Origin of the sequence: Aeromonas sp. MR16 (assembly GCF_022549315.1) — a bacterium.
Taxonomy (GTDB): Bacteria; Pseudomonadota; Gammaproteobacteria; order Enterobacterales; family Aeromonadaceae; genus Aeromonas; species Aeromonas aquatica.
Genome location: NZ_JAKZFK010000032.1, coordinates 1 through 14,852, shown reverse-complemented (window position 1 = coordinate 14,852; position 14,852 = coordinate 1). Strand labels below are relative to the sequence as shown.

Below are 14,852 nucleotides of genomic sequence, written 5' to 3'. Positions count from 1 at the left end.
GATGTCGCACTCTCATCGCCACCGAGTCCAGAACATAATGACAATCTTCCCGGCTTGACGATGTTTGGGTCTGGTGATGGCATCAAAAGGTCATTGCCCTGTGCGCTAATTTGGTTGTCGGCTTTCGGTGACGGACGTCAGGCTTCGTTATTCAAAAGACCGCCGTCACAATGAGGACGGTAATATTTCCCCGCGACAACCGTCTAAATCATGTTTTGACAGGATGCTATGCAAGCAGAAACTAGCCGTATTGATGAGCTATTGGAATGCCTGGTCTTCTTGACCCGCTTTTATGGCGTGCCCAACAGCCAGGATGCCTTGACTACCGGCTTGCCGTTGGTGTCCGGTCGTCTGAGCACGGTACTCTTTCCCCGCGCCGCCGAGCGTGGCGGCCTGTCCGCCCGCGAAGTGCTTCAACCCCTCGCGGAAGTCTCCTCTCTGCTGCTGCCTTGTGTATTGCAGACCCGGAATGGTGGCGCCTGCATCCTGCTGGAATGGAATGAGGACAGGACTCAGGGCAGGGTGATCTTCCCCCAGGCCGGGGATGCGGCGCAGTGGGTCAGCACCGCCCAATTGGGTGACGAGTACAATGGCCGGCTGTTTTTCGTCAAGAAACAGTTCAAGTTCGATGAGCGTTCCCCCAAGGTGCTGGAGACCCGTGATGGACACTGGTTCTGGAGCACCTTGTTTGAATCCAGGGGGATCTACCGGGATGTACTGATCGCCTCCATCCTCATCAACTTGTTCGCGGTGGCCAGTCCGCTGTTCACCATGAACGTTTACGACAAGATAGTGCCCAACCTGGCGTTCGATTCCCTCTGGGTGTTAGCGGCAGGGGCCATGGTGGTGTTCACCTTTGATTTCGTGATGCGCCAACTGCGCAGCTACTTCATCGATATCGCGGGCAAGAAGTCGGACGTTCTGCTGTCGGCCAAGATTTTCGCCAAGGTGATGGGGATGAAGATGGAGTCCCGTCCCGCCTCTACGGGGGCCTTCGCCAAACACCTGCAGGAGTTTGAGTCAGTCCGGGAGTTCTTCACCTCGGCCACTGTGTCCACGCTCATCGACCTGCCCTTCGCCATCTTCTTCCTGCTGATCATCTGGATCTTCGCCGGCGTCATGGTGGTGGTGCCCATCGTCGCCATCCTGATCCTGGTGGCATACAGCTTCTATATCCAGGAGCCGCTCAAGCAGTCGATCGAGGAGGGTTCCCGTCTTGCCTCCCAGAAGAACGCCAACCTGATCGAGAGCATCTCCGGCCTTGAAACCGTCAAGATCTTCGGTGCCGAGAGCATGTTCCAGCATCGCTGGGAGCAGGCGGTGTCCCACATTTCCACCTGGGGCGTGCAAACCCGTCGCATCACCAACTCCATGTCGTCTCTGGCAAGCTACATCCAGCAGGTGGTGACAGTGGGGCTGGTCATCGTCGGGGTTTACCAGATTTCGGAAGGGCTGGTGACCATGGGCGGTATGATCGCCGCTGTCATGCTATCGAGCCGGGCCATCGCGCCCATGGTGCAGTTGTCCGTACTCTCCACCCGTTACAACCAAGCCAAGTCTGCGCTCGAGATCCTGGAGAAGATCATGACGACGCCGGGTGAGCAGGAGGAGGGGAAACAGTATATTCATCACCCCATCATCGCGGGTCGCATCGAATTCGAGAACGTCTCCTTCAAATACCCGGGCATGGAAACCAGCACCCTGCACAACATCTCGCTGCGCATCGAGCCGGGTGAAAAGGTGGCCATCATAGGCCGGATCGGGGCGGGCAAGACCACCCTGGAGAAGCTGCTGATGGGACTCTATCGGCCCACTGACGGCTCTGTGCGACTCGATGGCTTCGAGCTGGATCAACTGGCGCCGGCCGCCATTCGCCGCAACATAGGCTGCGTACCGCAGGACGTGACTCTGTTCTTTGGCTCGGTGCGCGACAATATCATGCTGGGCAACCCGCTGGTGGATGATGCGCGCGTCTTGCGGGCGGCCAAGCGTGCCGGGGTGACCAACTTTACCAACCGGGATCCCAATGGGCTGGATCGGCAGATCGGCGAGGGGGGGCGTCAGCTCTCCGGGGGCCAGCGTCAGGCGATCCTGCTGGCTAGGGCCCTGCTCAATGATCCACCCATTTTGGTGATGGACGAGCCGACCTCCAACATGGATAACCAGTCGGAGATGCATGTGAAGCAGGAGTTGGCACGGCTGGGGCCGGAGACCACCCTGATCCTGATCACTCACAAGACCTCCATGCTGGACGTGGCCTCCCGGGTCATCGTCGTGGAGCAGGGCCAGATAGTGGCCGATGGACCCAAAGAGGTGGTGTTGCAGCAATTGAAGGAAGGCAAGGTTCGGCTGCAGGAGGTGTCCAATGGCTAACAACTGGTTCAAAAAAAGGTCACCAGACACAGTTCTGCCATCCCCTGAGCATCTTGAGTATGTCGATGATGGTGCCGCCGCCGTATTGCTGACAACACCTACTCGTGCCCGGGTTCTGTTATGGGCTTGCTTCCTGTTCTTCATCAGCGCCATCGTCTGGGCCGCCTGGGCGGAGCTGGATGAGGTCACCGTCGGCCAGGGCACGGTGATCCCGTCGCGCCAACTGCAGGTGATCCAGAATCTGGAGGGAGGAATCGTCAAGGAGATCTTCGTTAAAGAGGGTGACATCGTCGAGAAGGGACAGCCCTTGCTGCGCATCGATGATACCCGCTTCAAGTCGGATTTTCGTGAACGTGAGCAGGAAATGGTGATCCTCAAGGGGGACATTGCCCGTTTGCGTGCCGAGATCAAGAGCGTAGTGGTCAAAAACGAATCCAACCTTGGCTGGCGTGAACAGGTGGTTATCGAGAAGCAACCTATCGTTTTCCCTGATGGCTTCGAAAGTGTCTTCGCCGAATATGTCGCCCGTGAGAAGTCGGTGCAAGATGAACGGCTCAACAACTTGACCAACCAGCTCTACATCCTCGGCCAGCAGATCGAGCAAAAAGAGCAGGAGACCATAGAGCTCAATGCCAAGATCAGGACGGTAGGCCGCAGCGTCGATCTGGCTCGCCAGGAGTTGAATATCAGCCGTCCCCTCGCGAAAGAGGGTATAGTGCCTCAGGTGGAGCTTATTAAGCTGGAGCGGCAGGTCAACGAGATGCAAGGGGAGCTGGAAGCCAACCGGCTGCTCATTCCCAAACTCAACTCGGTGCTGCGGGAGACCATCTCCAAGCGTAATGATATCGCCTTGAAGTTCAGAGCTGACTCCCAGACCGAGCTCAACGAGCGACAAGGCAAGCTGAGCCAGCTGTCCGAGGGGCAGGTGGGCCTGCGTGACCGGGTCGACAGGACCAGCGTGCTGGCTCCGCTTAAGGGCACCATCAAGAAGCTCAAGATCAACACCCTCGGTGGTGTCGTGCAGCCGGGCATGGATCTGATGGAAATTGTGCCTCTGGAGGATACCCTGCTGGTGGAAGCCAAGGTGTCGCCCAAGGATATCGCCTTCCTGCGACCCGGGCTGGAGGCGGTGGTCAAGATAACGGCGTATGACTTCACTATCTACGGAGGTTTACATGGCAAGGTTGAACAGATAAGTGCGGACTCGATCCAGGATGAGAAGGGCAACACTTTCTATCTGGTTCGGGTGCGCACCGAGAAGAGTTACTTGGGCGATGAGCTTAACGCACTTCCCATCATCCCCGGTATGTTAGCCAGTGCAGATATCATTACTGGTAAAAAAAGTGTCCTAGACTACTTGCTTAAGCCGATCTTGCGGGCTAAGCAGTCGGCACTGAGAGAACGATAAAGCCAACAATCTAATAACAACATGACTGGAGATACCATGAAGAAGACGATTGTTGCCATGCTGGTCAGTGGCGCAGTGCTGTTCCCTGGCCTTGGCCAGGCTCAAACGCTGGAACAGTCAGTGGCACAGTCACTGGCTACCCATCCGAAAATCAAGGAAGCTTTTGACCTCTATCAGGCACGGCTGTACCAGCATGATGGAGCCAAAGGTGGCTACTATCCCACCATCGATCTGCGTGGAGGCGTCGGTTATGAAAAGACTGACAGCCCCTCAACCCGCGCGGCAGGAGCCAACTCGCAGACGATCGATGATTCCATGACCCGTAAAGAGGCCGGGATCAGCCTGCGCCAGATGTTGTTTGACGGCTTTGACGTCAGCAGCAACGTGGCCCGGACTGATGCCGCCGCCAATGCCCAGCGGCTGGCCATGATTTCCGAAGCGGAGAACACGGCGCTGCGTGTGGCGGAGGTGTACCTCAACATGCTGCGTCAGCAGGAGATCCTGGAGCTGTCCAAGCAGAATCTGGAGACTCACGAGCAGATCCGCAGCGACATCCAGAAGCGGACCGATTCCGGTCTGGGTTCTACCGCGGACCAGACCCAGATCGACGGTCGGGTGGCGCGAGCCTATTCCAACCAGGCCGCGGCGGATAACAACTATCGGGATGCCGAGAGTGAGTTCATCCGTGTCGTCAATGAAGTCCCCAAGGAGCTGGTGCAGCCAGTCCCGAACAGCCAGCTGATCCCCGCGACCCTGGAGGATGCACTGAAGACGGCCACCGAGGTGCACCCGACCCTGCTGTCATCTCTGCAGGATATCGAGGAGGCCAAGTACCAGCATGAAGGTTCCAAGTCCGGCTTCTACCCGAACGTGGCCTTCGAGGTGGATCAAAACTGGAACGAGGATATCGACGCGGTCAAGGGCCGTAACGACGATCTGACCGCCATGGTCCGGATGCGTTACAACCTGTTCCGTGGCGGTTCGGATCTGGCCGAAAGCAAAGCCACCTCGGCGCTCTATTCCCAGGCAAAAGACATTCACCTAAACGCTTTCCGTCAGGTGGAAGAGGGTACCCGTCTTGCCTGGAACGCCAAAGAGTCGCTGACCAAGCAGAAAGTTTTCCTGAAAGAGCACGTGGACGCCAGCTATGACACGGTACAGGCGTACAAGAAGCAGTTCGGTCTGGGCCAACGGACCTTGCTGGACGTGTTGAACACGGAGAACGAATTGTTCGAGGCGCGCCGCAGCTACATCACGGCTGAGTATGACTCCCTGCTGGCGGATTACCGGATCCTCAATGCCACGGGTGGTTTGCTCAATGCCATGAATGTGCAGCAGCCGGCTGATTGGCAGGCCAACAACAACTGATGGCAATCGCGCTGATGTGATATCAGGCAAAGAAATGGCTGCAGCTTGCTGCAGTCATTCTTTTATGTTTTGAGTTTGCAAATGAAGATTTTATGACCTGCCACAGGGGAAAAATGTGACATCGTGGTACAAGGCAAGGGGTATGAGTATGTCCTGGCAGGTATGGCACCAGTGCCTGTCCCTGCGCTGGGCACGCCCCTTGTGGTGGTGGTGCCTGCTGTTACTTCCCCTGTTGCTCAATGCCAGCCAGCCGCTCTCCTCCGAGGATCTTCAACTGGCCAAGAGAGCGGAGGACACCTATGGGGTGCGGGCGGGCAAGCGGGTCACCAGCTGGCGCACCCTGGCCATGCAGAATCGTGCTGCAGGGCTGAGCGAGCGCCAGAAGCTGGAGAAGGTGAACCAGTTTTTCAATCAGATGCGCTTCATCGATGACATCAAGCTGTGGCGCAAGAAAGATTATTGGGCGACTCCGCTGGAGTTTTTGGGAGCCGCTGGTGGAGATTGTGAAGACTTCAGCATTTCCAAGTATTTTACGCTGCTCGAACTTGGTATTCCGGATGAAAAAATGCGGATGGTATATGTCAAGGCATTGGATTATAACCAGTTCCATATGGTCGTTGCCTACTATGAGACGCCTGCGTCTGTTCCGCTGATCCTGGACAATCTTATCGGCACCATTCGCCCGGCCAGCCAGCGAGCGGATCTGAAACCAATTTATAGCTTTAACGGTAGTCACCTGTGGTTGATGAAAGAGCGTGGTCAAGGGGAACTGGCCGGGCAATCATCCCGCTTGGGATTATGGAATGACTTACGCAATCGCATGACTTCAGGGCGATTGGCTCGGCCTGTGGTGAATTTGGATGATTAACCTATGACGCTCTACAGACAATTATTGGCAACCATGTTGTTATTGTTCGGATTGTTGTTTGCCGCAACCTATTGGGTGCAGTTCAATTCGACCCGTAACTATCTGGCACAGCAGCAGGAAACCACAGTGATCAACACAGTCACCTCGTTGGGGCTGGCGTTGACGCCTTATCTGGAGAATGGCGACAAGGTGAGTGCCGAATCCGTCATCAAGGCAGTGTTTGACGGTGGTTACTATAAGTTGGTTCGGTTGGATCTGCTGGCCTCCAAGGATGTGATCGAGCTAGAGAATAGCAACAGCATTCAGGGTGTGCCGCAGTGGTTCATCGGTCTGGGTCTGTTTCCAGAGGTATCCAATGAATCCATTTTGACGTCGGGCTGGCTGCAACTGGGCAAGTTGAAGGTGGTGGGCCACTCCGGCCAGGCCTACTACGAGCTCTGGGAGGGGATGAGCAAGCTGGCGACCTGGTTCCTGATAGGCTTTCTGCTCACCACCATACTGCTGATGCGGGCCCTGAACTATCTGCTCAAACCACTCAAACTCATCTGCGAGCAGGCTGTCGAGATAGAGCTGCATCATTTCGGTCATGCCATCCCCGAGCCGAAGACTCGCGAGCTCAAGCAGGTGGTGCAAGCCATCAATATTCTTTCCAGCAAGCTGGCCGTGCAGTTCAAGGAGCAGGCTGACGAGGCCGAAAATCTACGGGCTCGAGTCTATGTGGACGCCGTCTCCGGGCTTGGCAACCGCTCTTATTTCGTCGGACAAGTCAACGCCTGGATCGCGGAGGCGGGGCAGGGTGGCGTCATGCTGGTGGCCGTCGACATGCTGGACGATCTTTACCGGGAAGAAGGGTTTGCCGCGCGAGACAACATGGTCAAATCCATCGCCCAGGTGCTCAAAGAACTGCTCGGTGGCTGGGATGGGGCTGCGCTGGCCCGGATCTCGGCCACCGAATATGCGTTGCTCTGTCCTACCGATGATCTGTCACAGCTCAAGGAGCTGGCGGAAGTGATCAACAGTCGCATCGCCGATCTGGTGGTTAATCCCATGGGTGAGGTGGGGGCGCTCTCCGTGATAGGTATCGCCGGTCGGGATGGTAATGATGATCTCTCCAGCCTGCTGACCAAGGCCGACAATGCCCTTGGCAAGGCGCGCAACGAGCGGCGCGGTGCCGTCGTCATGGAAGGTGGCGCGGATCAGGGGTTGATGGGACGTCTGGCCTGGCGCGATCTGGTGCAGGACGCGATCGTCAGAAACCTGTGGCGTTTCAAGGCACAACCTGCCTGTCGTTTCGATAATGGGATGCGCCTGCATGCCGAGCTGTTCGCCTCCATCTCGCGAGATGGTACCGACTACTTTGCTGGTCAGTTCTTGCCTGCCATCGAGCAATTCAAGATGGGATCCGAGTTCGACAAGGCGGTGCTGGAGGCCTGTGTTCCTCTGCTCAAACAACAACCCGAGCTGGTGCTGGCCGTCAACATCACGGCGGGTTCGCTCTGTTCCGATGAGTTTCTGACTTGGCTGAAAGGCTATCTGACCTTGAATGGCGAGCTCAAAGAGAGGCTGCTGTTCGAGATCCCCGAAGCGGCCATCATGAAACATAGAGAACAGGTCACTACCCTGGTCATTGTGCTACAAGCACATGGTTTCCAGTGGGGTGTCGATCACTACGGTCGCCACTTCCAGTCCCTCGGCTATCTGGAGGAGCTGGCGCCAGCCTACGTCAAGGTGGATCACGGTTACACCAGCCAGGTCATGGAGCTGGGGGCGGACACTTCCTTCCTGGCTGCGGTCTGCCGTGCGGCGCACAACGCGGGCGTCACGACGATCGCCACTCGTGTGGAAGATCAACAACAGGTCGAAGTACTGTCCAGTCTGCACATCGATGGCTACCAAGGCTTCGTCCATCCGGCATTCCCGTTACCGTGATAAATGCCATCATTCAAAAATGGGCCCCAATGTGGGCCCTTTTTTATATCCATTTAGAATAAGTCGGGAGGCTTTTCTGTAGCGAGCATGTAATGGCTCCACAAGAGCCCTTGTTAATTTATTGATTTTAATGTGTAAAAAATCACTATTCGATTTGCTGCATCGGATGGAGCTGCACAGATTCAACGCGGTACATTTTTGCAACGGAAGCATGACGGCGCCCTATCTAAGGTGTAGCCATCAAGATCTGTCACTCTGGAGCAATGGATATGCGCACCCAAATTATCGATAAAGCCGTCGTCGTCTCTTCCGTGGAAGGTAATGTCAAAATCCAGCTCGCCGATGGCAGCAGTCGTCCTCTCCAGCCGGGAGAGATATTGCAACCAGGCGCCAAGCTCGACATCGCCGACGATGCCAAGTTGGTGCTGGCCCCCTACGATGACAAACCCGATACCGTGTCAGATGCACCTGCGCCGACAGACGCGCCCGCTCAAGGAGCTCCCTCATCATCGGCCGAGAACAGCAACCTCCCTCCGGAAATCGCGGCCTTGCAAAAGTCCATTCTGGAAGGGGTTGACCCGACCAAGAACTTTGAAGCCTCGGCAGCCGGTGGTGCCCCCGCCGCGGGTGGCGGTGGCGGTGGTGGTATAGGTGGGGTCGCGGGTGCCAGTGGTAATGGTGGCTTTGTCGTTATCGACCGTATCGGTGATGCAACCATCGCCACCGCCGGGTTTGATACCAACCACGATGCGCTGGCGGCGCAGAATATCGTACAAGCGGATGAGCTCCTGCCCGACAATCAGCTCGACGATCAGGATGAATTTGCCGTCACTCAGGAGGATCAATCCATCAGTGGTGATCTGCTGGCCAACAGTGATAACCCGGATGGCCCTTTCGATGTGTCGATTGTTTCTTATAGCTGGGGCAATAACATCGGCATTCCAGCGGGCACTGCGACTACCCTGAACGGGATCGGCACGCTCATCATCAATGCTGACGGCTCCTACACCTTCACCCCGGCTCTCAACTACACGGGCCCCGTTCCTCCCGCCAATTACATCGTCACGGATGGCGCAGATACCAACCTCTCAACCCTGATCATTACCATTACCCCGGTGGATGAGACGGTTTCCCTCGGAGGGTTGCAAGTGGAGGGGGGTGAAGTCGTTCTGAATGAAGCCGCCTTGGCCGATGGCAGCGCCCCGGATGCCGCAGCGCTCACCAAGGGCGGCACCTTTACCTTCAATGCAGCGGACGGGGTTCAGAGCCTGACGCTGGGTGGCGTGACGCTCATCAACAACGGTCAGGTCATCACCAGCTTCCCGCAATCGATCCCCAGTCCTCTGGGCAATCAACTGCTGGTGACCGGTATCAGCTACAACCCCGTGACCGGGGCTGGCAGCGTCACCTACAGCTACACCCTGAGCGATAACGAGGCTCACACCCAGCCCGCCAATGACATCACACTGACCGAAAGTTTCAGTGTCGTGTTGACGGACAGCGATGGCGACAGCACCAGTGCCAGCCTGGATGTGGTGATAATCGATGATGTACCGAGCGTGGCGCTCATCTCTGGCGCCGGTGAACTGGGTGTGCTTAGTGTGGATGAGAGTCTGCCGCAGCTGGGCGGTGCAGACAGCGACGGCATTGCGAGTGTGACGCTGGCTGCCTCCGTGGTGCAGGCTCAATTCAGCCATGCCTTCGGGGCAGATGGGGCGGGCAGCATTGGTTACAGCCTGGTGCTCAATGGCAACGATGTGGCGAGCGGTCTCTATGCGGTCGATCCGCAAGCGGCCAATGGTCAGGGTGCCCAAATCGTGCTCAACCAGGTCGGCAATGTCATTACCGGCAGTGCCAACGGGGCGGATTACTTCACCCTGACCATAGATCCCACCAGTGGTGCCGTCACTCTGGCCCTGCTGGACAACCTCTGGCAAGGGGATACCAGCAGTCACGATGACAGCGTCAGCCTGACGCTGGGTAGTGGCATCTTGACTCTGGTGCAGACCGTGACCGACTCCGATGGTGACAGCGCCAAGGCCAGCCTGGATCTGGGGGCCAGCGGCGTATTCCGTTTCGAAGACGACGGCCCGACCTCTGAGCTGGCGGCTGATTCCCTGCGCCCCGGTTTTGTGACGGTCGATGAGAGTCTGCCAGCCTTGGGTGGGGTGGGCGGCGATGGTATTGCGAGTGCGATTCTGGCGGCAGCCACGGTGCAAGCCCAGTTCAGCCATGCCTACGGCGCGGATGGGGCGGGCAGCATCGGTTACAGCCTGCTGCTCAATGGCAGCAACGTGGCGAGCGGTCTCTATGCGGTCGATCCGCTGGCAGACAATGGGCAGGGTACCCAGATCCTGCTCAACCAGGTGGGCAATGTCATCACCGGCAGCGCCAACGGAGTGGACTATTTCACCCTGACCATAGATCCCGCCACTGGTGCCGTGACCCTTGCCCTGCTGGATAACCTCTGGCATGGGGATACCAGCAACCATGATGACAGCGTCAGCCTGACGCTGGAGAGTGGAGTGCTGACTCTGGTGCAGACCGTCACCGATGCGGATGGTGACAGTGCCAAAGCCAGCTTGGATCTGGCGGCTGATGGAACCTTCCGCTTCGAAGATGACGGCCCGACCACGGGTCTGGCGGGTGAGGCACCGCGTCTGATCGCGGTCGTGGATGAAAGCCTGCCGGCCTTGGGCGGTGCATACAACGATGGTATCGCCAGTGCGACCCTGACAGGGGCGGCCGTGCAGTCTCAGTTCAACCCGGCCTATGGTGCGGATGGGGTGGGCAGCGTTGGTTACAGCCTGGCGCTCACTGGCAGCAACGTGGCGAGCGGACTCTATGCGGTCGATCCGCTGGCGGTCAATGGCCAGGGTGCACAGATCCTGCTCAATCAGGTGGGTAACGTCATCACCGGCAGTGCCAACGGGGTGAGCTACTTCACCCTGACCATCGATCCCGCTACGGGTTCGGTGACCCTGGCGCTGCTGGACAATGTCTGGCACGGCAATACCAGCAATCCGGATGACAGTGTCAGCCTGAGTTTGGAGAGCGGCGTGCTGACCCTGGTGCAGACAGTGACTGACGCCGATGGCGACAGCGCCAAGGCCAACCTGGATCTGGGGGCCAACGGGACCTTCCGCTTCGAGGATGATGGCCCGACGGCAAGCTTGGCAGCCGAGGCCCCTAATCTGGGCTCGGTGAAGGTGGACGAGAGCCTGCCGGCGCTGGGTGGCGCATACAACGATGGCATCGCCAACGCGACCCTGGTAGCCGCCACGGTGCAAGCGCAGTTCAGCCATGCCTTCGGTGCGGATGGGGCTGGCAGCATTGGTTACAGCCTGGCGCTCACTGGCAGCAACGTGGCGAGTGGCCTCTATGCGGTGGATCCGCTGGCAGCCAATGGTCAGGGTGCCCAGATCCTGCTCAGTCAGGTCGGCAACGTCATCACCGGCAGTGCCAACGGGGTGAGTTACTTCACCCTGACCATAGATCCCGCGACGGGTGCAGTGACCCTGGCGCTGCTGGACAATGTCTGGCACGGCAATACCAGCAACCCGGATGACAGTGTCAGCCTGACCCTGAACAGCGGCGTGCTGACTCTGGTACAGACCGTCACCGATGCCGATGGCGACAGCGCCAAGGCCAGTCTGGATCTGGGCGTCAATGGGACATTCCGCTTCGAAGATGATGGCCCGACGGCAGGGCTGGCGGCCCAGGCCCCAAGCCTGGGATCTGTGAAGGTGGATGAGAGCCTGCCGGCGCTGGGCGGTGCATATAACGATGGCATCGCCAGTGCGACCCTGGCAGCCGCCACGGTGCAAGCCCAGTTCAGCCATGCCTTCGGTGCGGATGGTGCAGGCAGCGTTGGCTACAGCCTTGCGCTCAGTGGCAGCAATGTGGCGAGCGGCCTCTATGCAGTGGATCCGCTGGTGGCCAATGGTCAGGGTACCCAGATCCTGCTCAATCAGGTGGGCAATGTCATCACCGGCAGCGCCAATGGGGTGAGTTATTTCACCCTGACCATCGATCCCGCAACGGGCTCGGTGACCCTGGCACTGTTGGACAATGTCTGGCACGGCAATACCAGTAACCCGGATGACAGCGTCAGCTTGACGTTGAACAACGGTGTGCTGACCCTGGTGCAGACCGTTACCGATGCCGATGGCGACAGTGCCAAGGCCAGCGTCGATCTGGGCGCCGGTGGCGTGTTCCGCTTCGAAGATGACGGTCCGAAGACTGGTCTGGCGGGCGAGGCACCGCGCCTGATGGCCGTTGTGGACGAGAGTCTGCCAGCCTTGGGCGGGGCATACAGTGATGGTATCGCCAGTGCAACCCTGACGGGGGCCTCTGTGCAGGCTCAGTTTAACCCGGTATTTGGTGCAGATGGGGCGGGCAGTGTTGGTTACAACTTGGCGCTCAGTGGCGGCAATGTGGCCAGTGGCCTCTATGCGGTCAATCCGTTGGCGGTCAATGGCCAGGGTGCCCAGATCCTGCTCAACCAGGTGGGCAATGTCATCACCGGCAGTGCCAACGGGGTGAACTACTTCACCCTGACCATCGATCCCGCAACGGGCTCGGTGACCCTGGCGTTGTTGGACAATGTCTGGCACGGCAATACCAGCAATCCGGATGACAGTGTCAGTCTGACCCTGAACAGCGATGTGCTGACCCTGGTGCAGACCGTCACCGATGCCGATGGTGACAGTGCCAAGGCCAGCTTCGATCTGGGGACCAGTGGCGTGTTCCGCTTCGAAGATGATGGTCCGCAACTGCAGGATCTGCATGGCGGCGGCATCAGAGCCCAGGTACAAGAAGATGCCTTGACCCTGGCCGGTGGCGCCCCCCACGAAGGCAACCACGAAGGTCCAGGCCAGACCACCATCGCCAGTGACACCTCGGGTACCCTGAATACCCTGGTGAATTTTGGCGCCGATGGCCCCGGTGCATTCAGCCTGTCCAATAACGTCAGTTCGCTGGTATCACAGGGGCTGAGCAGTGGGGGCGTGGCGCTGAGTTACAACGTGGTGGGCAATGTGCTGACCGCTACCGCAGGTAGCACCGTTATCTTCACCCTGACGGTGGCTGCCGATGGCGATTACACCTTTACCCTGAAGGGGCCGCTGGATCATCCCGTCAAGGAAGGGCTACCGAATGGCGATAATGAGTTGCTGCCGGTGCCTATCGACTTCTCGGGCGTCCTGGTTGCTACCGACGGTGATGGTGACAAGGTCACAGGTTTCACGAAAGGTTCGTTCGTTGTCGATGTACAGGACGATATTCCGGTGGCCCAAGATGACTATGCGACCGTGCTTGCCGGTCAGTCCCAGAACATCAATATGGTGTTTGTGCTCGATTTCAGCGGCAGTATCGATAATAACGAGCTGAACGCCATGCTCGATGCAGTGCGTACCGCAGGGCAGGCGCTGTTCAATACTTCCGGCGGTCAGGTCAAGATCCAGATAGTGGCGTTTTCCGGCGATTCCATTGCTTATCTGCCAACCGACAACATCACCGCGTTCACGAATCTGGTGAACTCTCTGAACCCGCAAGAGCCTGGCGGTGCTCGTCCATTCAACGGTGACACCGACTTTACCGATGCCATCCAGGAGACCATTGCTTCCTATACCCCGATCTCGGGGTGGAACAATCAGGTGGTCTTCATCAGCGATGGCAATCCCAACGAACAAACAGGTCCTGGCGGCACTTCGCTCACCAGTCCTGTGGCAACCAGTTGGAATAATTTCGTCGATAACAACGGTATCACTGTCACCACCATAGGTATCGGTAATGGCATCATCGATGCCCGTCTGCAAGATATCGACGTGGATGCGGGTCCGAACAATACCCCGCTGCGAGTGAACAACTTCGGCGATCTGGTCGACACCCTGCTCAATCAGGTCATTGGCGGTCTGGTGCAAGGCAACGTACTCAACGGCTCCAACAACGTCGTGGGCGGTGGGGATGATGATGCCTATGGCGCGGATGGCCCGGGCTATATCCAGTCCATCAAGATTGGTGCGAATACCTACAGCTGGGATGGTGTGCTCGATGGTGATCAGCAGCTGACAGCCGTTACCACTCCTGCGGGTGGCAAACTGAGCTTCAACTTCTCCACCGGGGCGTGGAGCTATCAGGCCCCGGCCAATGTGAATGGCGATCTCACGGAGGACTTCCAATACACCATCATCGACAAGGACGGTGATCCGGCTACGGCGACCCTGCACCTCTATGTCGAAGACGTGGGGTCGGTGGAAGGCTATGTGGATGAGGATGAGCTGCCCAGTGGCATCACAGACAATGACAGCGTCACCAGCAGCGTCAGTGGCAGCGTTGCGCCGCTGATCGTCGGTCCGGATAACTCCGCGACCATCAGTCTCAATACCAACACCAGTGGTGTGACAGCGGCCAGCTCCGGCGGTGTCGCATTGGTCTATACGGTGGTGGGCGATACCCTGACTGCCACGGCCAATGGATCGACGGTGTTCGCACTCCAGGTCGGTGCAAATGGCAGCTATCAGTTCAACCTGGTCAAATCGCTGGATCATCCGCTGGGCAACGGCGATGACAGCGAACTGCTGACCCTGGACTTCACCAGCATCCTGAAGGCCACTGGTGGCACTGGCACCTTGGCCGGTAGCTTCCTGATCCACGTCGAAGACGATGTGCCCAAGGCAAACAATGAAAATGGCGGTACCGTCACCGAAGACGTGGCGGGCAGCCTGAACGGCAACGTGCTGAGCAACGATGTGTCCGGTGCTGATACCCCGGCGGCATTCGTGGGCTGGGCTGCGACCGGGCACAACAACAGTCCCTCGGTCACGGCGCTGAGTACCTACGGTACCTTCGTACAAAATGGCGACGGGAGCTGGACCTATGCGCTGGACAACAGCCGCCCGGCAA

The 14,852-nt window shown here is 58.1% G+C and carries 6 protein-coding genes; all 6 read left to right on the top strand.

Features of this window, described 5'->3' with window-relative positions:
• The first annotated feature begins 228 nt into the window (after window positions 1-228).
• Complete coding sequence (locus tag MM194_RS18355; RefSeq protein WP_241344348.1) at window positions 229-2,373, top strand: type I secretion system permease/ATPase; 2,145 nt, start codon at window positions 229-231, stop codon at window positions 2,371-2,373.
• Window positions 2,366-3,781: an HlyD family type I secretion periplasmic adaptor subunit gene (locus MM194_RS18350; protein ID WP_033132192.1), complete on the top strand. Its 1,416-nt coding sequence runs from the start codon at window positions 2,366-2,368 to the stop codon at window positions 3,779-3,781. Before MM194_RS18355 ends, MM194_RS18350 begins: the two co-directional genes overlap by 8 nt.
• Window positions 3,782-3,817: 36 nt before the next feature.
• Window positions 3,818-5,149, top strand: coding sequence for a TolC family outer membrane protein (locus tag MM194_RS18345; protein WP_241344347.1), 1,332 nt, complete (start codon window positions 3,818-3,820; stop codon window positions 5,147-5,149).
• 148 nt (window positions 5,150-5,297) lie between these two features.
• The gene (locus tag MM194_RS18340; protein ID WP_052101197.1) at window positions 5,298-6,017 is read left to right on the top strand and encodes a transglutaminase-like cysteine peptidase; all 720 of its coding nucleotides are present in this window, start codon (window positions 5,298-5,300) and stop codon (window positions 6,015-6,017) included.
• 3 nt (window positions 6,018-6,020) lie between these two features.
• Window positions 6,021-7,946: an EAL domain-containing protein gene (locus tag MM194_RS18335; RefSeq protein WP_241344346.1), complete on the top strand. Its 1,926-nt coding sequence runs from the start codon at window positions 6,021-6,023 to the stop codon at window positions 7,944-7,946.
• 269 nt (window positions 7,947-8,215) lie between these two features.
• On the top strand, window positions 8,216-14,852 hold a 6,637-nt coding region (locus tag MM194_RS18330), incomplete at its 3' end, for a retention module-containing protein (protein ID WP_241344345.1).

What these genes read in the sequence shown, in the direction of transcription:
- MM194_RS18355 (WP_241344348.1), top strand. Translation starts at nt 229, where the DNA reads ATGCAAGCAGAAACTAGCCGTATTGATGAGCTATTGGAATGCCTGGTC.
- MM194_RS18350 (WP_033132192.1), top strand. Translation starts at nt 2,366, where the DNA reads ATGGCTAACAACTGGTTCAAAAAAAGGTCACCAGACACAGTTCTGCCA.
- MM194_RS18345 (WP_241344347.1), top strand. Translation starts at nt 3,818, where the DNA reads ATGAAGAAGACGATTGTTGCCATGCTGGTCAGTGGCGCAGTGCTGTTC.
- MM194_RS18340 (WP_052101197.1), top strand. Translation starts at nt 5,298, where the DNA reads ATGTCCTGGCAGGTATGGCACCAGTGCCTGTCCCTGCGCTGGGCACGC.
- MM194_RS18335 (WP_241344346.1), top strand. Translation starts at nt 6,021, where the DNA reads ATGACGCTCTACAGACAATTATTGGCAACCATGTTGTTATTGTTCGGA.